19 protein-coding genes are annotated in these 19,212 nt (G+C 58.6%); 16 read left to right on the top strand and 3 right to left on the bottom strand.

The genetic code is table 11. The features are described from left to right. Positions 1-6 precede the first annotated feature (6 nt). Both ABLU78_RS20165 and speB read left to right on the top strand, forming a co-directional pair. The gene (locus ABLU78_RS20165; protein WP_042897774.1) at positions 7-735 is read left to right on the top strand and encodes a membrane protein; all 729 of its coding nucleotides are present in this window, start codon (positions 7-9) and stop codon (positions 733-735) included. A gap of 153 nt (positions 736-888) precedes the next feature. After that, on the top strand, positions 889-1,809 hold the full coding sequence (speB, locus tag ABLU78_RS20160) for an agmatinase (protein WP_015369744.1): 921 nt from the start codon (positions 889-891) through the stop codon (positions 1,807-1,809). A gap of 120 nt (positions 1,810-1,929) precedes the next feature. Here speB and ABLU78_RS20155 read toward each other — a convergent pair whose 3' ends face one another. Beyond that, on the bottom strand, positions 1,930-3,150 hold the full coding sequence (locus tag ABLU78_RS20155; RefSeq protein ID WP_048229457.1) for an MFS transporter: 1,221 nt from the start codon (positions 3,148-3,150) through the stop codon (positions 1,930-1,932). A gap of 427 nt (positions 3,151-3,577) precedes the next feature. On the opposite strand from ABLU78_RS20155, the gene ABLU78_RS20150 reads away from it, so the two are divergent. The 14 genes from ABLU78_RS20150 to ABLU78_RS20085 all read left to right on the top strand — a co-directional run bounded on the left by ABLU78_RS20150 (position 3,578) and on the right by ABLU78_RS20085 (position 16,293). Then, on the top strand, positions 3,578-3,901 hold the full coding sequence (locus ABLU78_RS20150; protein ID WP_004151769.1) for a non-heme iron oxygenase ferredoxin subunit: 324 nt from the start codon (positions 3,578-3,580) through the stop codon (positions 3,899-3,901). Next, positions 3,898-4,206, top strand: coding sequence for a recombinase-like helix-turn-helix domain-containing protein (locus tag ABLU78_RS20145; RefSeq protein WP_004144765.1), 309 nt, complete (start codon positions 3,898-3,900; stop codon positions 4,204-4,206). Before ABLU78_RS20150 ends, ABLU78_RS20145 begins: the two co-directional genes overlap by 4 nt. Positions 4,207-4,216: 10 nt before the next feature. Further along, a complete protein-coding gene (locus tag ABLU78_RS20140) occupies positions 4,217-5,239 on the top strand; it encodes an aromatic ring-hydroxylating dioxygenase subunit alpha (protein WP_020077956.1) in 1,023 nt (340 codons plus the stop codon). Next, positions 5,239-5,988: an SDR family oxidoreductase gene (locus ABLU78_RS20135; protein ID WP_032456612.1), complete on the top strand. Its 750-nt coding sequence runs from the start codon at positions 5,239-5,241 to the stop codon at positions 5,986-5,988. Before ABLU78_RS20140 ends, ABLU78_RS20135 begins: the two co-directional genes overlap by 1 nt. A gap of 13 nt (positions 5,989-6,001) precedes the next feature. Continuing rightward, positions 6,002-6,790 carry an IclR family transcriptional regulator gene (locus ABLU78_RS20130; RefSeq protein WP_004211388.1) on the top strand — a complete coding sequence of 263 codons (789 nt, stop codon included), beginning with the start codon at positions 6,002-6,004 and terminating at the stop codon, positions 6,788-6,790. Between the two features lie 88 nt (positions 6,791-6,878). Beyond that, entirely contained in the window at positions 6,879-7,805 is a 927-nt protein-coding gene (locus ABLU78_RS20125) for a VOC family protein (RefSeq protein WP_045359391.1), read from the top strand. Next, on the top strand, positions 7,802-8,998 hold the full coding sequence (locus tag ABLU78_RS20120) for an FAD-dependent oxidoreductase (protein ID WP_047055808.1): 1,197 nt from the start codon (positions 7,802-7,804) through the stop codon (positions 8,996-8,998). Before ABLU78_RS20125 ends, ABLU78_RS20120 begins: the two co-directional genes overlap by 4 nt. Before the next feature lie 26 nt (positions 8,999-9,024). Next, positions 9,025-10,281: an MFS transporter gene (locus ABLU78_RS20115; RefSeq protein WP_047055810.1), complete on the top strand. Its 1,257-nt coding sequence runs from the start codon at positions 9,025-9,027 to the stop codon at positions 10,279-10,281. A gap of 10 nt (positions 10,282-10,291) precedes the next feature. After that, on the top strand, positions 10,292-10,822 hold the full coding sequence (locus tag ABLU78_RS20110; protein WP_004174433.1) for a cupin domain-containing protein: 531 nt from the start codon (positions 10,292-10,294) through the stop codon (positions 10,820-10,822). Positions 10,823-10,831: 9 nt separating this feature from the next. Continuing rightward, entirely contained in the window at positions 10,832-11,602 is a 771-nt protein-coding gene (locus ABLU78_RS20105; RefSeq protein WP_348820656.1) for an alpha/beta hydrolase, read from the top strand. Next, on the top strand, positions 11,586-12,380 hold the full coding sequence (locus ABLU78_RS20100) for an SDR family oxidoreductase (protein ID WP_048229455.1): 795 nt from the start codon (positions 11,586-11,588) through the stop codon (positions 12,378-12,380). Before ABLU78_RS20105 ends, ABLU78_RS20100 begins: the two co-directional genes overlap by 17 nt. Positions 12,381-12,389: 9 nt before the next feature. Continuing rightward, complete coding sequence (locus tag ABLU78_RS20095; RefSeq protein ID WP_020077963.1) at positions 12,390-13,154, top strand: aspartate dehydrogenase; 765 nt, start codon at positions 12,390-12,392, stop codon at positions 13,152-13,154. A 15-nt stretch (positions 13,155-13,169) separates the two neighbouring features. Beyond that, positions 13,170-14,639: an aldehyde dehydrogenase gene (locus tag ABLU78_RS20090; RefSeq protein WP_015369755.1), complete on the top strand. Its 1,470-nt coding sequence runs from the start codon at positions 13,170-13,172 to the stop codon at positions 14,637-14,639. A 13-nt stretch (positions 14,640-14,652) separates the two neighbouring features. Continuing rightward, positions 14,653-16,293: a thiamine pyrophosphate-binding protein gene (locus ABLU78_RS20085; protein ID WP_048229453.1), complete on the top strand. Its 1,641-nt coding sequence runs from the start codon at positions 14,653-14,655 to the stop codon at positions 16,291-16,293. 135 nt (positions 16,294-16,428) lie between these two features. On the opposite strand, the gene ABLU78_RS20080 is transcribed toward ABLU78_RS20085, so the two are convergent. After that, positions 16,429-17,697 carry an OprD family outer membrane porin gene (locus ABLU78_RS20080; protein ID WP_015703438.1) on the bottom strand — a complete coding sequence of 423 codons (1,269 nt, stop codon included), beginning with the start codon at positions 17,695-17,697 and terminating at the stop codon, positions 16,429-16,431. A 377-nt stretch (positions 17,698-18,074) separates the two neighbouring features. After that, positions 18,075-18,833 (bottom strand): M48 family metallopeptidase, encoded by a 759-nt coding sequence (locus ABLU78_RS20075; RefSeq protein ID WP_015703437.1) that lies wholly within the window; start codon positions 18,831-18,833, stop codon positions 18,075-18,077. Positions 18,834-19,212: the final 379 nt, after the last annotated feature.

The following is a 19,212-nucleotide window of genomic DNA, read 5'->3' as shown; positions in this document are numbered from 1 at the left end:
CGGAATATGAAAAGCATACCGCGTTACGGTCTTATTATCGGTTTATTATTTTTAAGCGGCTGCGCAAAACAGCCGGAGTACAATACCCGCACGGCACTCTCCACTGAGGTTGCCACCCGCTGGGGCAGCGACGTTCACTCAACGGTTAAAGGCGTGTCTGCAGAACGCGTAGATTCCCATCCTGATGAGATCGTACTAATTAATTATTCCGGTCAATATCAAACCGGGTTTGACCAGCGCTATAGCATTCGTAATAGCGATCTGGAATATGCGGTGCGCGATGCTAATTTTAACTCTCTCCCTATTACTCGCAGCTATAATAATTCCACGGGAAAATGGCAATACGCCATTGCGGCCCGCGTTGGTACTCAGTATCAATTATATGTCCGTAATTATAGCCACAGCGTGGATTATGAAATTGTCGCCACGGTGGATGGTCTCGATGTCCTGAGCGGTAAGGCCGGTTCGCTTAACAACAATGGCTACATTGTGCCTGCTGGTGGCTCGTTAGCGATCAAAGGCTTTCGTAAAAACAGCCGTATCGAGGCGGCATTCGAATTTTCAAACGTCGCGCAATCTTATGCCGCCCATTCCGTACAGGGCGACACGCGTAACGTTGGAGTCATTGGTTTTGCGGCCTTCGCTTTACGTGGAAAAGAGCAAGCGTCGCTACCGCCGTGCGCGAGCCAGGCCTTCCCGGCGGACGGTTTCGCCCCGGCGCCTTGTCAAAAATAAACGTCCCGCTTGCTGCCGGGCGTTTTTCGGGCGATAATTTATGCCCATAAGCAGTAACCCAATTCAAACCCTTCCTCGTCGGGCCTAACGACGCGGAGGGGTTTTTTTATACTTATTTTTTACGTACCACGACTGCGAAAAGAGGTCATATCCATGAGCACTTTAGGTCATCAATACGATAACTCCCTGGTATCCAACGCCTTTGGTTTCCTGCGTCTGCCGATGAACTTTATGCCGTATGAAAGCGATGCGGATTGGGTCATCACCGGCGTGCCGTTTGATATGGCGACCTCCGGGCGCGCGGGCGGCCGTCATGGCCCGGCGGCGATCCGTCAGGTGTCAACCAACCTTGCCTGGGAGCACAACCGTTTCCCATGGAACTTCGACATGCGCGAACGCCTGAACGTCGTGGACTGCGGCGATCTGGTCTACGCCTTCGGCGACGCCCGCGAAATGAGCGAGAAACTGCAGGCGCACGCGGAGAAACTGCTGGCGGCCGGTAAACGCATGCTCTCCTTCGGCGGCGACCATTTCGTCACCCTGCCGCTGCTGCGCGCCCACGCCAAGCATTTCGGTAAAATGGCGCTGGTACACTTCGATGCCCACACCGATACCTACGCCAACGGCTGTGAATTCGACCACGGCACCATGTTCTACACCGCGCCGAACGAAGGGCTTATCGATCCGAACCACTCCGTGCAGATCGGTATTCGTACCGAATTCGATAAAGATAACGGTTTTACCGTGCTTGATGCGGGCCAGGTTAACGACCGCAGCGTCGATGATATCATCGCTCAGGTGAAGCAGATCGTCGGCGATATGCCGGTGTACCTGACCTTCGATATCGACTGCCTGGATCCGGCATTTGCGCCAGGTACCGGTACGCCGGTGATCGGTGGACTCACCTCCGACCGTGCGATCAAACTGGTGCGCGGCCTGAAGGATCTGAACATCGTCGGGATGGACGTGGTTGAAGTCGCCCCGGCCTATGACCAGTCCGAAATCACCGCCCTGGCGGCGGCGACTCTGGCGCTGGAGATGCTTTATATTCAGGCGGCGAAGAAAGGCGACTAAGCCTATCCCCGTCATACTTCAAGTTGCATGTGCGTTGGCTTTCCTCGCTCACCCCAGTCACTTACTTGAGTAAGCTCCTGGGGATTCTCTGCGTCGCCGCCTTCCTGCAACTCGAATTATTTAGGGGATAGAGGTATTTACTGCTGCTGCGCGACGCATGCGCAGCAGCAGTACGCCGCCGGCGCACAGCGTGATCAGCTGCGAGGCCACCAGAACGGAAAAACCTGAACTGACCGATCCCACCGATTTCATCACCACTCCCATCAGCAGCGGAATAAACGCCGCGCAAATATTGCCAATGCCGTTAATGATCCCATAGGCGCTGCCCACCGCTTCGCGCGGGGCGTGATGCTGAACCACCGCGGGGATCGCCGCCCCCTGTAATCCCCAGAAAATGTTCGCCGCCAGCATAAACAATGCCAGCATCGCCGGCTGCTGGCTGAGCATCAGCGCCAGCACAGAACCGGCGGTGAGTAGGCCGCCGATAATAAACAGCAGCGGCGCCTGCTCCGGGCGCATTTTGTCGAGGAGCACGCCGCCAAGAAACTTTGAGCCGAGGCTTAACAGAAAGGGGACAGCCGCCAGCAGGCCGGTAGCCTGTAGCGAGAAGTGGTGCTCGTCGCGCAGCCAGGCGGGCAACCAGGCGCTACTCCCCCACAGATAGCTGAGTGTGGCGATTTCTACCAGCAGGATCCAGCCTAGCAGCGGCGTGCGCCAGGCGAGGGCGAAAGTCTGCCTGAAACCCGGCTTCGCGCGCTGTGAGGTTACTTGTGGCGCGGGGAGAAACCGCCAGATTAATCCGCCGCCGAGTAGCAGGTTAAGCAGCGCCAGCGCGTAGAAGGAGCCGATCCAGCCAACGTGCGCCATCAGCCAGGTGACCAGCGGGAAGCCTACCGCCAGCCCCAACGATACGCCAAGGGCGGTCAGCGCATTCGGCTTGCCTATTTCATCGGCGGCGAAGTTGTCGTTGATAAAGCGCGTTTTCAGTGAGAACAGCGGCCCCTCCGCCACGCCAAGAACAATGCGCGCGATTAACATTCCCATTAGTGAACCGAGTAACGGGGAAATGGCGCACACCAGCGCCCATATCGCAATGCTGCTTAACAGTCCCTGACGATAATGCCATCTACTTTCTATAACTGGTGTTAATAATAATGCCGAAAACCCATAACCCAGAAGAAAGCATGTCATTAGCATGCCTTGTAACATTCTGTTTTCATTTAACTGAAAATGGGCAGCGAATTCCGGGTTAAGGATCATCACCGAGATATTTACCCGATCGACGTAGGAAATAATTATTAACAAAAGTAATGCTATTACCCCTTGCCATCTTGCCGCCATTCGTTGTCTCCACGCTTAATTTAATGATTGCCAGTTATTATTTTTTAACGCCAGAAATAGTTACATGAGTAAAATGGTTCACCTGTGAAACTCATTGTTTTTAAATGATTAAATAAAGAGTTGTTTCATGGGTGAAACACCATGGTTTCCGCTATTGCCCATTTTTAATGATCGATTTGAAAAGAAGTCAATAGTCGTATGTGAAATTTAAATCGGCATTTTTATTTATAATGGATCACCGCTTTAAATATCATCATTTCATCTGAATGCAGTTTTTCGTGATCAATTGCACACTTAGCTAATTTAAAAGCCATTAATTAACAAGTTCGTCACATTAACGCTTGACGAAACATTCACCGCTTTTATATTGACCGTATTAAATAAGAAACAGAGTTTCATATATGAAACATAAGCCCGGAGGATTGCGATGAGCTGGATAGGCGTATGTGACGCGGAGCAAGTACAGGAAGATTTCCCATATAGCGGCAATATCGACGGTAAGGAAATCGGTATTTATCTGATTGATGGCGAATATTACGCGCTGGAAGACGTTTGCCCTCATGCCTATGCGCTCCTGAGCCAGGGCTTTGTCGAAGATGGCAAGGTGGAATGCCCGCTGCATGAGGCGGTATTCGACGTCAAAACCGGCCAGTGCCTGCATGGCCCCGGCGGTCGCAACCTTAATCGTTACCCGGTGCGGGTATACGACAATCAGATCCAGATTACCTTTATCGAGGAGAACGTGGCATGAGCGAATCCCTGGACTTCAACCCGGCGCTACCGGAAAGCCGCCAGTTTACGCCACCGGCGGAAGGCGGAAACGGCAATATCCATAAGCCTGGCGACTATCACAATCTGATTTGGCAAACCCGCAGCCGGGTGCCGGAAAACTGGGAACTGCAGCTTATCGCCACCCTGGAAACGTTGTTCGAGCAGGGCGCGGAAAGTCTCGGTGAACTGGTGAACGGCCTCAATGGCGTCAGGATGCATGACCAACAGGGCGAACCGTGGAGCGAAAGCAGCTTCCAGGCATTTTTACAGGTTAACGGCTACTGAGGACACAGCGATGACGACAACGGTACAAAACTATCTTGATAAAGGACTGCGCGGCCTGTGGTATCCGGTGCTGGCGAGTTGGGAAGTGCAGTCTGCGCCGGTAGGCATTACCCGTCTCGGCGAGCAGATCGTGGTCTGGCGGAATAAAGACGGTCAGGTGCAGGCGCTGGAAGACCGCTGTCCGCATCGCGGCGCGCGTCTGTCAATGGGCTGGAACTTAGGCGATCGTATCGCCTGCTGGTATCACGGCGTGGAAGTCGCCGGTAACGGCGAAGTCAAAGACGTCCCGGCGGTTGACCGCTGCCCGCTGGTCGGCCAGCAGTGCGTGCGCAGCTACAGCGTGCAGGAAGCGCATGGGGCAATCTTCCTGTGGTTCGGCGTCACCGCCGACCAGCAGCCTGATGAACTGAGCTTCCCGGAGGAACTGGCCGACCACGAAAAATACAGTAACTTCCTGTGCACCGCGGCGTGGAAATGCAACTACCAGTACGCGCTGGAAAACGTGATGGACCCGATGCACGGTACCTATCTGCACTCGTCATCGCATTCGATGGCGGAAGGCGATCGCAAAGCCGATATGGTGCTGCAGCCGACGAAAACCGGCTTTATCTTCGAGAAAAAAGGGCAGAGCGGCGTCAACTTTGACTGGGTTGAACTGGGCAACAGCGGCGCCTACTGGATGCGCCTGTCTATTCCGTACAAAAAGCGTTTCGGGCCGGGCGGCCACTTCTGGATCGTCGGCATGGTGGTTCCGGAAGATAACGACAACTGCCGCGTCTTCTTCTGGCGCATCCGCGGCGTTCAGGGCTGGCAGCGCGATCTGTGGCGCTTTATGTACCGCAACCGTCTGGAAAAACTGCACTGGGAAGTACTGGAACAGGATCGCGTGGTGCTGGAAAGCCTGGCGCCGAACGCCCGCGATCATGAATATCTCTATCAACATGACGTCGGTTTGTCCCGCCTGCGCCGCATGATGCAGAAAGCGGCGAAAGAGCAGTTAGCGCTTCGCGAAGCGCAGCAGGGTGCCGCCTGATGAACGGCCTGCTGAACGGTAAACGTATTGTCGTCACCGGCGCGGCGCGTGGCCTGGGTTACCACTTTGCCGAAGCCTGCGCCGCGCAGGGCGCGACGGTGGTGATGTGCGACATCCTGCAGGGGGAGCTGGCGGAAAGCGCTCATCGCCTGCAGCAGAAGGGCTATCAGATCGAATCCCACGCCATCGATCTTGCCAGTCAAGCGTCGATCGAGCAGGTCTTCAGCGCCATCGGCGCGCAGGGGCCTATCGATGGCTTAGTCAATAACGCGGCGATGGCCACCGGCGTCGGCGGTAAAAATATGATCGATTACGATCCGGACCTGTGGGATCGGGTGATGACGGTCAATGTCAAAGGCACCTGGCTGGTGACCCGCGAGGCGGTACCGCTGCTGCGCGAAGGGTCGGCGATCGTCAACGTCGCTTCGGATACCGCGCTGTGGGGCGCGCCGCGGCTGATGGCCTATGTCGCCAGTAAGGGCGCGGTGATTGCGATGACCCGCTCCATGGCCCGCGAGTTGGGTGAAAAGCGGATCCGTATCAACGCCATCGCGCCGGGACTGACCCGCGTTGAGGCCACGGAATACGTTCCCGCCGAGCGTCATCAGCTGTATGAGAACGGCCGCGCGCTCAGCGGCGCGCAGCAGCCGGAAGATGTCACCGGCAGCGTGGTCTGGCTGCTGAGCGATCTTTCGCGCTTTATCACCGGCCAACTGATCCCGGTCAACGGCGGTTTTGTCTTTAACTAACAAGTGAGGCGGTATGGCGAACGATCAGGAAGTGAAGTACCTGGTACCGGGTCTGGAGCGCGGTTTACAACTGCTGCTGGCGTTTGGCGAACAGCATCGCGATCTAACCTTTGCCGAGCTGCATCGGCTGGTGGATATGCCGAAAGCGACCGCCTATCGCGTGGTGCAGACGCTGGAATATATGGGCTTTCTCGAGCGCAATGCCCGCACCAATACCTTTTCGCTGGGCATGAACGTACTGCGTCTGGGCTTTGAATATATCGCCTCACTGGATGTCGCTCAGGTGGGTCAGCCGGTCATCGAGCAACTGCGCGATATCAGCCAGTGCAGCAGCCATCTGGCGATCCGCGATGGCCGCGACATTATCTACATCGCCCGCGTCAGCGCCGCCGGTTCGCGTATCAACCAGGTCAGCGTCGGAACGCGGCTACCGGTGCACTGCACCTCGCTTGGCCGCATGCTGCTGACCGATGTTTCCCGCAGCGAGTTTGAACAATTGTTCCCGGATGAACGTCTGCCGGGCAATACGCCGGGCCAGCTGTACGACCGCGAAGCGCTGTGGCAGATGGTGCAGCAGGATAAAGCCCGCGGCTACGTGATTGGCGAATCGTTCTATCGCCACGGCATCTCATCGATTGTCTATCCGGTCTTTGACCGCAGCGGCCGGGTGGCGGCGGTCGTCAGCATTCTGGTGCCGTCGGACGAGATCCCGCAAAGCGATCGCGAGCGGTTGCAGAACGACGTCAGTATGGCGGCGGACAAAATTTCCGGCTTCCTCGGATATTTGTCACAGGCAAGTTAAATCAACAACTTAACAGCAGGCGCTTGATTGCGTCGGGCATGTTTTACGCCCAAATTCGGGCGACTGAACGGTAAAGAGGCGACGAATAATGAGTATTACCGGAATTGAAAAGCTGGAATTTGGCGTAGACGACCTGAACCACAGCGCTAAATTCATGCGCGATTTTGGCCTGACCGGCGACGCCAGCGGCCGCGCGTTTACCACCCTCAGCGGCGCGCGGGTCGAACTTAACCCGACCGATGCCGCCGACCTGCCGCCAGCCTTTGAGGCGGGCAACACCCTGCGTCGCATGACCTGGGGCGTGGCGGATCGGGCGGCGCTGGATGCGCTGCGCCCGAAGCTGGAACTTCAGCCCGCTTTCCGTGAAATCGACGGCGCGCTGGAGTGCCGCGATCCCAACGGTATGACACTGCGGGTGCAGGTTAGCCAGCAAACGGCGGTTGAACTGAACGTTGAACCGATCAACCAGTGGGGCGATGTGCGTCGCATCGACACCCCGAGCCCGGTGTACGACCGCGCGCAGCCGATTAATGTCGGCCACGTGGTGTTCTTCGTGGAAGAACTGGCGGCGGTGGAAAGTTTCTATCGCGAAGTCCTCGGCTTCCAGGTGTCAGACCGCTATATCAATCGCGCGGTGTTCCTGCGCTGCGGCGTGCGCGGCGGACACCATAACCTCTTCTTATTGCAGTTGCCCAACCGCAAGCGCGGGCTAAACCACGTCGCGTTTACCGTGCGGGATATTCATGAAGTGATCGGCGGCGGCATTGCGATGAATAAAAACGCGTGGAGCACGTTTATCGGCCCCGGCCGCCATCCGGTCTCCTCGGCCTACTTCTGGTATGTCAACAGCCCGACCGGCGGCGCTTTTGAGTACTACACCAACGATGACTATCTGACGGAAAACTGGCAGCCGCGCGAACTGGAGCATTCACTCGTGTCCTTTACCGAATGGGCGGTGGAAGGCGGTATCGATCACGATACCCGTCGCCAGCAGAAAAAACCGGAGGCGGTATGACGGCGCGGATAGTCATTATCGGCGGCGGCCAGGCTGGCGGCTGGGCAGCGAAAACGCTGCGTGATGAAGGGTTTAGCGGCGAGATTTGCGTGGTTGCCGAAGAGCAATGGGATTTTTACGAGCGCCCGCCGCTGTCGAAAGCGGCATTGCTGGAGGCCGAACCGGCGCTGCCGCGGTTATTCAGCGCCGAGGCGCAGCAGGCGCTGGATCTGCGCTGGTACCGCCCGCTGCGCGCGGAATCGATCGACCGGCAAAATAAAACCCTGGCGCTGAGCAACGGCGAAACGCTGGCGTACGACCAACTGCTGATCGCCACCGGCGGCCGCGCGCGGCTGCCGTCCGAGGCCTGGGGGCAGCATCCGCAGGTGTATACCCTGCGCCACTGGCAGGACGCGCAGCGTCTGAAGCAGCGGCTGGCGTCGGCAACGCGGCTGGCGATCGTCGGCGGCGGCTGGATTGGCCTCGAAATCGCCGCCTCGGCGCGCAAAAGCGGCGTGGCCGTGACCCTTTATGAACAGCAGCCGGCGCTGTGCATGCGTTCGGTCAGTATGGAGGTCTCGCAGGCCCTGGATCAGTTGCATCGCGGGCAGGGCGTTGATATTCGCCGCGGCTGCGGCGCGCTGGAGCTGGAAGATGATAACGGCCTGCCGACGCTGCACTGCGATGGCCAGCGGGAAACCTTCGATGCGGTGGTGGTGGGGATCGGCGTCGATCTGAATCTCGAACTGGCGCGCGATGCCGGGCTCACTATCGAGCGCGGGATTGTCGTCGATGCCCAGGGACGCAGCAGCGATCCGGCGATTTTCGCCGCCGGCGATGTCGCTCAGCATCATCAGTATGGCCTGTGCATTCAGTCGTGGGCCTTTGCGCAAAATCAGGCCATCGCGACGGCGAAAGCGATGCTCGATCCGCAGGCCAGCGGCTACGACGAGGCGCCATGGCTGTGGTCGGATCAATACGATCGCAATATCCAGATCCTCGGGATCCCTCAGGCGGGCAGCCGCACTATCGTGCGTGACGAGCCGCAGGGCGCGCTCTATTTCTCGCTCAATGCCGATGGACGTTTAACGCAACTGGTGGCCTTCAATAATGCACGTACCGTGAAGCTGGCGAAGCGCTGGATGGCGGCGGGGAGGGATCTCTCTGACGTCCCGCTCGCTGACCCGACTTTCTCGCTGATGTCATTGCGATAATTAACGCGAACCCTTAAGGGGGAGAAATGACCACATTAGAGACTAACGCCGCGCCTGCTGAGGCGAGCGGCGAGGGCGTCCGCACGCCTGAAAAGGCGGTTCGTTGGGCCATTCCGCTGTCGCTGCTGGCCTGCGTACTGCTGGCGTTTTTCGACAAAATCAGCATCGCCGCGCTGTTTTCCGATAGCCATTTCCAGCAGGCGATGGGGATCGATTTCGATACCACCCGGCTGGGCATTTTGATGAGCGCCTTTCTGTTGAGCTATGGCTTCTCATCAGTGTTGTTAAGCGGTCTTGGTGACCGGATTGCGCCGCTGCGCTTGCTAACTGGAATGATGGTGGTGTGGTGCATCCTGATGGTGATCATGGGTTTCACCCACAACTACGCGCTGATGGTGACGCTGCGCATCCTGTTGGGCATTGCTGAAGGGCCGCTGTTCCCGTTGGCGTTCGCCGTGGTGCGTCACACCTTCCCGCAGCGGCTACAGGCCCGCGCCACCATGCTGTGGCTGCTTGGCACGCCGGTTGGCGCGGCGCTGGGTTTCCCGCTGTCAATTTGGCTACTCAATACCTTCGGCTGGCAGAGCACCTTTTTCGTGATGGCGATGCTGACGGTACCGGTGCTGATTTTTGTGCGCATCGGGCTGCGCGGCGTGCAGCTGGAGGCGAAAGTCGGCAGCGATAAAACGTCGCAGGAAGCACGCCGCAGCGCGCGTCGCGAGCTCTTCGTGAGTCCGCATTTCTGGATGATCTGCATTTTCAACATCGCCTTTCTCGCCTATCTGTGGGGGATCAACGGCTGGCTACCGGGCTACCTGATTAAAGGCAAAGGCATTCATCTGGAACACGCCGGCTGGCTGTCTTCGATGCCGTTTATCGCCATGCTGCTGGGCGAAATTATCGGCGCCTGGCTGTCCGACCGCGTCGATAAGCGCGCCGCCGCCTGCTTTATTTCCCTGGCGGGCGCCGGAATCGGGCTGGCGGCGGTGATGCATTTTAGCGCGCCGTTGCCGGTGATCGCGGCGATGAGCTTTAGCACCTTTATGTGGGGCACCGGCGCGCCAAACATTTTCGCGCTGCTGGCTAAAGCGACCCATCCACGGGTCAGCGCCACGGCGGGTGGAATTTTCAACGGACTGGGAAACTTTGCCGGGGCGCTATCGCCGGCGGTGATGGGCGCGCTTATCGCCTTCACCAATAGCATGGATTCCGGGCTGATTTTTCTGGCGGTGATGGCGGCGGTGGGCTGCGCCCTGTTACTGCCGCTGCTGAGACGTTACTGAGGATAAAACGATGACTGATTCAACCGTAACTGCAAAACAGAGTTTGAAACCTGACCATATGACGATGGAAGAGTGGGTGGAGTCGCGTATCGCGCGCTTTGAAGGCCGTAAATACGACTGGAATGCGCTGAAATTCCAGGCCGATTTCGATCCGAAATATCGCCGCGCGCAGATGCGCTACATCGGCACCGGCGCCACCGGCGTCGCCAGTGATACCAACACCGTTCCGGCCGAACACTTCACCTTCTCCACCATGGTGTTGCCGTCCAAATGTGAAGGGCCGCTGCACCTGCATGATGACGTAGAAGAGGTGTTCTTCATGCTCAAAGGGCAGATCACCCTGATGATTCAGGACGGCGACAACTATACCGAAACCGTGCTACGCGAACGCGATCTGATCTCGGTGCCGCCTGGAATTTACCGCGGTTTGTTTAACCACGGCGAAGAAGAGGCGCTGATGTGCGTGATGCTCGGCACCCATAAGCCGCATATTCCGACCTACCCGGAAGATCATCCGCTGGCAAAAGTAAAACGTAACTAAGGGGCGATGATGACGGGGTTTCGTGAACAAGGAAGCGGTATTCCGATGACGCTGCTGCACGGCATTAGTTCCGGCGCGGCCTCCTGGCATAAACAGATGACGCTGCCCGGCTACCGCGTGCTGGCCTGGGATATGCCCGGTTATGGCGAAAGCCCGATGCTGGCGGCGGCGTCGGCGGATGCCGGTGATTACGCCGACGCGCTGGCGCGAATGCTGGACCGCGCTGGAGTAGAGCAAACCGTACTGGTCGGCCATTCGCTGGGCGCGCTGGTGGCGGCCGCCTTCGCCGCGAAATACCCGCAGCGGGTGCTTTACCTGGTGCTCGCCGACGTCGCGCAGGGCTACGGCCAGGCGGAAGCCGCACAGCGGGAAAAAGTCTGGCAGGGACGTCAACAGCAGATAGCGCTGGGCGGCGAGGCGATGGCGCAGGGGCGGGCGGCAAAACTGCTGCGCCCCGGCGCGCGCGAAGCCGATGTGGCGACGGTGGCGGCAGGTATGCGCAGGCTGCGTAGCGAAGGCTACCTCGCCGCCGCCTGGATGCTGGCGCATGACGACATCCACCGCTGGCTTGCCGACTATCGCGGTCGTCTCTCGGTGTGGTGCGGCGAGCAGGATGCCATTACCCAACCGGAGCTGGTGCAGGGAGTGGCGCTGCGTTACGGCGCCCCTTACATCGCCATCCCGCAGGCTGGACATGCCAGCTATCTCGATAACGAAACCTTTTTTAATCAACAGCTTTTACGCATAGGGGAAGAGGTGCGCGATGAATGCACAAATTGAAGGACGCGTCGCGGTAGTCACCGGCGGCTCGTCAGGGATCGGCTTTGAAACGCTGCGCCTGCTGCTGGGCGAAGGGGCGAAGGTCGCCTTTTGCGGCCGCAACCCGGATCGGCTGGCCAGTGCCCATGCGGCGTTGCAAAACGAATATCCAGAAGGCGAGGTGTTCTCCTGGCGCTGCGACGTACTGAACGAAGCGGAAGTTCAGGCCTTCGCTGACGCGGTCGCCACGCGTTTCGGCGGCACCGACATGCTGATTAATAACGCCGGGCAGGGCTATGTCGCCCATTTCGCCGATACGCCGCGCGAGGCCTGGCTGCACGAAGCCGAACTGAAACTGTTCGGCGTGATTAACCCGGTAAAGGCCTTCCAGTCGCAGCTTGAACAGTCGGATATCGCCTCGATTACCTGTGTGAACTCGCTGCTGGCTCTGCAGCCGGAAGAGCACATGATTGCCACCTCTGCTGCCCGTGCCGCGCTGCTCAATATGACGCTGACCCTGTCGAAAGAGCTGGTGGAGAAAGGCATCCGCGTGAATTCCATTCTGCTGGGAATGGTCGAATCCGGGCAGTGGCAGCGCCGTTTCGAAAACCGCAGCGATAAGAGCCAGAGCTGGCCGCAGTGGACCGCCGATATCGCCCGCAAACGCGGGATCCCGATGGCGCGCCTCGGCAAACCGCAGGAACCGGCACAGGCGTTGCTATTCCTCGCTTCGCCGCTGGCCTCCTTTACCACCGGCGCGGCGCTGGACGTTTCCGGCGGTTTCTGCCGCCATCTGTAAGGAAAGATGATGAAAAAGGTCATGTTAATCGGCTATGGCGCGATGGCGCAGGCGGTGATTGAACGCCTGCCGCCGCAGGTGACGTTGGGTTGGATCGTCGCCCGCGAATCGCATCATGCGGCGATCCGCCAGCAGTTCGGCCACGCGGTGACGCCGCTTACCGATCCGCTGCAGTGCGAAGAGACACCGGATCTGGTGCTGGAATGCGCCAGCCAGCAGGCGGTCGCGCAGTACGGCGAAGCGGTGCTGGCGCGCGGCTGGCATCTGGCGGTGATCTCGACCGGCGCGCTGGCGGACAGCGAACTGGAACAGCGTTTACGTCAGGCGGGCGGCAAGTTGACGCTGCTGGCTGGCGCAGTAGCCGGGATTGACGGCCTGGCGGCGGCCAAAGAGGGGGGGCTTGAACGAGTGACCTATCAGTCACGTAAAAGCCCGGACAGCTGGCGCGGCAGCTATGCCGAACAGCTTATCGACCTCAGCGCGGTCAATGAAGCGCAAATTTTCTTCGAGGGCAGCGCCCGCGAGGCGGCGCGGCTATTCCCGGCAAATGCCAACGTGGCGGCAACCATCGCGCTGGGCGGTATCGGCCTTGACGCGACCCGAGTACAGCTGATGGTCGATCCGGCGACGCAACGCAACACCCATACGCTACACGCCGAAGGATTGTTCGGCGAGTTTCACCTGGAGCTGAGCGGTCTGCCGCTCGCCAGCAATCCGAAAACATCGACCCTCGCGGCACTGAGCGCGGTACGCGCCTGCCGTGAACTGGCATAACGCAGAGAGGCTGAGATGGACGAATTAGACATTTTTATCGGCGGTCAGTGGCGTCGCGGCGGCGGCAATTTGATGCACAGCCAGTTTCCGGCGGATGGCGCTATTAACGCGGCGCTGCATGCGGCAAGCCTCGATGATTTACAGGAGGCGATCGACTGCGCCGACCGCGCCTGGCGGCAGCCAACGTGGCGGGCGATGCTGCCGCATCAGCGGGCGAAGATCCTGCATAAAGTCGCCGATCTGATTGAAGCACAGCTTGATGCGCTCACCCAAAAGCAGAGCCGCGATAACGGTAAACCGCTGGCGGAAGCGCGAGGGCTGGTGATGAGCGCGGCGGGGACGGCGCGCTATTTTGCCGCCGCCTGCGAGTTACTGGAAGGCGAGCTGCCGACGCCGCGGCAGGCGGATCTATTGACCCTGAGCCGCTATGAGCCGTTGGGCGTGGTGGCGGCGATCACCCCATGGAACTCGCCGATCGCCAGCGAAATGCAGAAGGTGGCCCCGGCGATCGCCGCCGGAAATGCGGTGATCCTCAAACCGGCGGAAGCTACGCCGCTCATGGCGCTGGAGCTGGCGAAGATCTTTGAGCAGGCCGGTTTACCCGCCGGACTGCTGAGCGTGCTGCCGGGTAAAGGATCGATTATCGGCGATGCGCTGGCCCGCCATCCTAAGGTGCGCAAAATTTCCTTTACCGGCGGCACCACCACCGGACGTCACCTGGCGCACGTGGCGGCGGAAAAGTTGATCCCGGCGTCGCTGGAGCTGGGCGGTAAATCACCGACCATCGTGCTGGAAGATGCCGATATCGAACAGGCGGCGCGGGGCATCTGCTACGGCATTTTCAGCTCCGGCGGCCAGGCCTGCATTGCCGGCTCGCGGCTGTTTGTCCATGACAAAGTGTATCCGCAATTAATGGCCCGCCTGCTGGAGTTAACCCAAGGGCTGCGGGTTGGTCATCCGTTCAGCGCTGGCACCCACGTCGGGCCGCTAATCAACGATAAACACCGCCAGAGCGTGCTGGAGTACGTCGAGCTGGCGAAACGCGAAGGCGGCAGCGTGCTATGCGGCGGCGAGATCCCGGCGGATCCGGCGCTGGCGGCGGGGAGCTATTTCCTGCCGACCATCATTGAAGGGCTGAACAATCAAGCCCGCGTTTGCCAGGAAGAGATCTTCGGGCCGGTGTTGGTGGCAATGCGTTTTCACGATGAAGCGGCGTTGATCCGCGAGGCCAATGATTCGGTCTTCGGACTGGCGGCGGGGATCTGGACACGCGATACCGGCCGCGCGCTGCGTCTGAGCGAGCAACTGGAAGCCGGTACGGTGTGGATCAACACCTACAAAGTTTTCTCCATTTCGACCCCGTTTGGGGGCTTTAAAGAGAGCGGTCTGGGCCGCGAAAAAGGGATCCAGGGGCTGAAAGCCTGGATGCAACAAAAGAGCATTTATCTGGCGACGGGTAATAGCGTCAACCACTGGTGCGACTGAGAAAGGGTGAGCAATGAGCGAAATGATAACCGTCGGCGATGCCATCGCCAGAACGCTGGAGCAGTATCACGTTGAAGCCATTTATGGCGTCATTTCTATCCATAACCTGCCGATCGCCGACGCCGTCGGCCAGCGGGAAAAAATCCGCTTTGTTCCGGCGCGCGGTGAAGCGGGCTCGGTGACCATGGCTGACGCCCACGGCCGTTTTTCCGGGCTCGGCGTGGCGCTGACCAGTACCGGCGCGGGCGCGGGTAATGCGGTCGGCGCGCTGGTTGAGGCGATGAACGCCGGTACGCCGCTGCTGCACCTGACCGGACAGGTCGAAAAAGCCTGGCTGGACGCCGACACCGGTTTTATTCATGAAACCCGCGATCAGTTGACCTTCCTGAAAGCCAGTTCGAAGCGCGCTTACCGCATTAGCAACGCCAACCAGGCGGTGGCTATCCTGCATAAGGCGATTCAGGAGGCGCAGACGCCGCCGTGCGGCCCGGTCTCGGTGGAAATTCCCATCGATATTCAGAGCGCCAAAATTCCGCTTTCACTGCTGACCGCGCCGTTGGAACGCGCTCCGGCGGTTGAGCCGGAAGCGTCGCTGGTCGATGCGCTGTGGGCGCAGCTTAAGCAGGCGAAGCAACCGCTGTTGTGGCTTGGCGGCGGCGCGTTAGAGAGCGGCGAGGCGGTAAAGACGCTGGCGGATGCCGGGGTGACGGTGATTTCCAGTACCCACGGCCGCGGCATTCTGGCGGACAGCCATCGCGCCAGCCTACGCGCGTTTCATAATTCTCCCTCGGTTGAAGCGCTGATTTCACAATGTGATTTCACACTTGTGGCCGGTTCCCGGCTACGCAGTAACGAAACGCGCTCGTGGACGCTGGAACTGCCAACGCCGCGGGTGCAGATTGATATCGACCCGGCGGCGGCCAGCCGTAACTACCTGATGGACAACACGCTGGTGGCGGACTGCCGCGCTTTATTAGACGCGCTGGCGAAGCGAGTACAGGGCCGGATGTGGGGCGATGCGCGTTGGGATAGCCAGCTTAAAGCGGCGGTAGAGACGGCGGAGCAGGCGCTGCGCGACCAGTGCGGCGCTTACGCTAAATTGAATGACGCGATTGCGCAGGCGCTGCCCGATGACGGCATCCTGGTGCGCGATATTACCGTTTCCGGCAGCCTGTGGGGCAGCCGTCTGTTCCGCGCTCACGGCCCGCTGATGAATATCCATTCTCTGGCCGGCGCCATCGGTATGGGGCTACCGATGGCGGTGGGCACCGCGATTGCCAATCCGCAACGGAAAGTGGTCGGCCTGGTCGGCGACGGCGGCCTGAGCCTCAACCTTGGCGAGCTGGCGACCCTGGCGCAGGAGAAGGCCAACGTGACGCTGTTGATTATGAACGATGGCGGCTACGGCGTGATGCGCGGTATTCAGGATAAGTACTTTGGCGGCCGCCAGTATTACAACGAGCTGCACACGCCGGACTTTACCCTGTTGGCGCAGGCGATTGGCCTGCAGGCGTGGAGCGTGGAACGCGCTGAGGATTTCCAGGCGGTGATGACCGAAGCGCTGGCGATGCCGGGGCCATCGGTGGTGGAAGTGAAAATGGGCCAGATTGGCGCGCTGCGCTTTGCCGGCCCGCCGCAGAAGACGCTGTATTAATATAACCCAGTGACCCCAACCCTCTCCCTTCCGGGGAGAGGGTACCGCACGGCACAGGGGGTTAATCAAGGCGCCGCACGGTTGCTCCCGCGCGCCGGGAGAGGGCCGGCTCACAGGAGAGGGTTCATTACACGGTTAAAATACGTTAAACGGATATTCGACGTAGAACCGCACTTCATTACCGCTGACGTTATAGTCGCTGGCGTTGCTGGAAACGCGCAGCACCGAATAGCGGAGTCTCAATTTCAAATCTTTCGCCATGCCGTTTTGCACCTGGTACTGCACCTGGTTGAACCATTCGTGTTCTTTGCCGTTGCTGGTCTCGGCGGTTTTAATGTTATCGCCGCGAACGTAGGCGGTGGTCCAGCTCAGGCCCGGTACGCCCAGTCCGGCAAAATCCAGGCCATAGGAGGCCTGCCAGGAACGTTCATCCTCGCCGTTAAAATCGGACCAGTAGGAGTTAGCCAGCCAGATGGTGTTGCCGCCATCGCCAACGCCGCCCTGATTCTGATACCCGCCGTAGTGGTAGCCGGTGCTGCCGCTGCTTTGCTGGTAAGCGACTTTAAAGGTATGAATATCCCAGATATAGCTGGCGGCCAGGCTCCAGATGCTGTTGCTGCGCCCGGTGTCATTGGCGTCGGCATACTCTTGATCTAAGCGCGAGTTATAGCCATTGAAGTCAACAATCAGCTGCTGGTCGGCGGCGAACGGCTGCTTGTAGTTCAGGCCGAGATACTGCTTATTCAGCACGTCCTCGACGTGCGAAGCGTAAAGCGCGCCGCTGAGCTGGTCGTTGAATTGATAGCTGGCGCCGCCAAAGGTCAGGCTCTTCAGGCCGCTATTGTGGCTGTCGTCGCTTTTGCGCTGCTGATCGGTGAGATAACCGGCGTTAATTTCCAGACCGTCGATTTCTCTTGAGGTCAGCATGGTACCGGTATAGCTCTCATACAGCAGCCGCGAGTCATCGGCGTAGACGATGGGCAGCATCGGGCGCTGGCTGCCGTAGCTGAGTACGGTATTCGAGAAGCGCATTTTAGCGGTAGCGCCAAATTTTGCTAAATCGGACTTCGCGCGGCCATCATCATCCTGGGCGAAAAAGTCGATACCGCCTGCGCCGCTGCGGCCGCGGCCGCCGTCGAGGCGCACGGCGTACTGTGCAATGCCGTCAACGCCGAAGCCGACCGGCCCTTGAGTAAAGCCGGACTCGAAGGTAGCGATGATACCCTGACCCCATTCGGCTTTATCCGGCAAACCATCGCGATAATCGCGTTTGATATAAGCGTTACGTAAAAAGAGATCGAGGTGGCTGTCTTCAATAAAGCCCTGACTGGTAGATTGTTGGCTGGCGAAAGCCGGCGCGGCGGCAATAATGCCAAGTGCGAGTAATGGTAATTCTTTTTTCACTGAGGGCACTTCTCTGTCTGTCGATATATTCAAGGGAATCACTGCCAGTCAGATATTCTCCTGAAATAATGTCGAAAGCAATCATTGTGTGAGCAGTTATTGCAGCCGGAAACAGGCTGTATGGCGCATGAGCCGTGCGCCAGGTAGTAAGGGGTGGACTATTTATTATTCGGCTAAAGACGATTCTGGAAGCCAGATAGTGTGCGGCCTTTTTAATTTACCAAATAATATATTTCTGAATCGCCGGGCATAAAATAATTGGCTGTGATGCGCTGTGATAATAATTAACGGTTTGTGCGCTTAAATTATCAATTGATGCGGCTAAATATTTTTACGGGTATATAAAAAAGGGAGGCAATAATGCCTCCCGCTGTCGCTTATTTAATACCGTCGGCCTTCATGCGATCGCGAATATGCTGCGCGCGGGCTTCCGATGCCGGGTGATCGTCAAACATGGAGCTCTGACGGCCGGCTTCCAGCTTGGCCAGTTTTTCGAAGCTGGTGGCCAGTCCCGATGGATTGATGCCGCGTTTACGCAGCAGGTCGTAAGAGTAGTCGTCCGCTTCCGACTCCTGGCGCTGGGAGAACTGCGAGTTCACCAGTTTTTCGCCGAGATCGCCCAGCTGCGACTGAGACAGGCTGCCGACGATGCCGCCAGCGGAGGCCGCCGCCGCGCGCACGGCGTTAGTGCCCAGCGCGACCTGCATGCCTTTCTTCACGTGGCCCAACGCAACGTGGCCCATTTCGTGGCCGATAACCGCTTCCACTTCATTATCGTTCATCAGGTCCATCAGGCCGCTATAAACGCGGATGCAGCCGTTGGCCATCGCGAAGGCGTTGACGTCTTTTGTTTCATAAACCTTATAGTTGACCGGCTGACCGTTGATGTTATCGCCCAGCGCCGCGGCAATCTTGCTCAGGCGTTTGCTGTACTCGCTGCTGGCCGGAGAAATAGTGGCTTTGGCGTCCATCTCTTTACACGCCTGGTCGCTTAAGGTTTTTACCTGTTCGTCGCTAAGAGAGTAGGCCTGGAATGCTTCCGCGCCCGAGCTCAGCAGGGCGTTGGAGTCCATGTTCTGACATCCGGTTAACGTTGCTGCGATCCCGAAGGCAAGAAGGGTTGAGCGAATTTTCATTTTTATCTTCCACAATCTTATGGTTTTTTATCTGAATAATGGGCGACGACGGACCCGCCTCGTCCTGTGCAAAGTATAAATAGTATCTCATGATCCGGGCGAGTGGATTCCGCGGCAGCACAACGTGTTCCAGAGATTTCTTAATGGGCAAAAGGATGCTCCATGTACATGCTTTGTCGCTTGGGTTACATTGTTCACACTTTTTTCCGGCGTAGCCCAAAACGCGCTCTCGTCAAGTCGTTAAGGGCATGGCCTTATAACATCCGAACTGGAGTCAAAATGTCCTCACGTAAAGAGCTTGCCAACGCTATTCGTGCGCTGAGCATGGACGCTGTACAGAAAGCCAAATCCGGCCACCCTGGCGCCCCGATGGGCATGG

This window comes from Klebsiella sp. JN_Kp122, assembly GCF_040062085.1.
Taxonomy (GTDB): domain Bacteria; phylum Pseudomonadota; class Gammaproteobacteria; order Enterobacterales; family Enterobacteriaceae; genus Klebsiella; species Klebsiella aerogenes.
This window is presented reverse-complemented; position numbering and strand designations above follow the sequence as displayed.

Excerpts from the sequence above, each read along its gene's own strand:
- ABLU78_RS20120 (WP_047055808.1), top strand. The coding sequence starts at position 7,802 with ATGACGGCGCGGATAGTCATTATCGGCGGCGGCCAGGCTGGCGGCTGG.
- ABLU78_RS20085 (WP_048229453.1), top strand. The coding sequence starts at position 14,653 with ATGAGCGAAATGATAACCGTCGGCGATGCCATCGCCAGAACGCTGGAG.
- ABLU78_RS20105 (WP_348820656.1), top strand. The coding sequence starts at position 10,832 with ATGACGGGGTTTCGTGAACAAGGAAGCGGTATTCCGATGACGCTGCTG.
- ABLU78_RS20075 (WP_015703437.1), bottom strand. The coding sequence starts at position 18,833 with ATGAAAATTCGCTCAACCCTTCTTGCCTTCGGGATCGCAGCAACGTTA.
- ABLU78_RS20145 (WP_004144765.1), top strand. The coding sequence starts at position 3,898 with ATGAGCGAATCCCTGGACTTCAACCCGGCGCTACCGGAAAGCCGCCAG.
- ABLU78_RS20100 (WP_048229455.1), top strand. The coding sequence starts at position 11,586 with ATGAATGCACAAATTGAAGGACGCGTCGCGGTAGTCACCGGCGGCTCG.
- ABLU78_RS20140 (WP_020077956.1), top strand. The coding sequence starts at position 4,217 with ATGACGACAACGGTACAAAACTATCTTGATAAAGGACTGCGCGGCCTG.
- ABLU78_RS20110 (WP_004174433.1), top strand. The coding sequence starts at position 10,292 with ATGACTGATTCAACCGTAACTGCAAAACAGAGTTTGAAACCTGACCAT.
- ABLU78_RS20115 (WP_047055810.1), top strand. The coding sequence starts at position 9,025 with ATGACCACATTAGAGACTAACGCCGCGCCTGCTGAGGCGAGCGGCGAG.
- ABLU78_RS20125 (WP_045359391.1), top strand. The coding sequence starts at position 6,879 with ATGAGTATTACCGGAATTGAAAAGCTGGAATTTGGCGTAGACGACCTG.
- ABLU78_RS20090 (WP_015369755.1), top strand. The coding sequence starts at position 13,170 with ATGGACGAATTAGACATTTTTATCGGCGGTCAGTGGCGTCGCGGCGGC.
- ABLU78_RS20130 (WP_004211388.1), top strand. The coding sequence starts at position 6,002 with ATGGCGAACGATCAGGAAGTGAAGTACCTGGTACCGGGTCTGGAGCGC.
- speB (WP_015369744.1), top strand. The coding sequence starts at position 889 with ATGAGCACTTTAGGTCATCAATACGATAACTCCCTGGTATCCAACGCC.
- ABLU78_RS20135 (WP_032456612.1), top strand. The coding sequence starts at position 5,239 with ATGAACGGCCTGCTGAACGGTAAACGTATTGTCGTCACCGGCGCGGCG.
- ABLU78_RS20150 (WP_004151769.1), top strand. The coding sequence starts at position 3,578 with ATGAGCTGGATAGGCGTATGTGACGCGGAGCAAGTACAGGAAGATTTC.
- ABLU78_RS20165 (WP_042897774.1), top strand. The coding sequence starts at position 7 with ATGAAAAGCATACCGCGTTACGGTCTTATTATCGGTTTATTATTTTTA.
- ABLU78_RS20095 (WP_020077963.1), top strand. The coding sequence starts at position 12,390 with ATGAAAAAGGTCATGTTAATCGGCTATGGCGCGATGGCGCAGGCGGTG.
- ABLU78_RS20155 (WP_048229457.1), bottom strand. The coding sequence starts at position 3,150 with ATGGCGGCAAGATGGCAAGGGGTAATAGCATTACTTTTGTTAATAATT.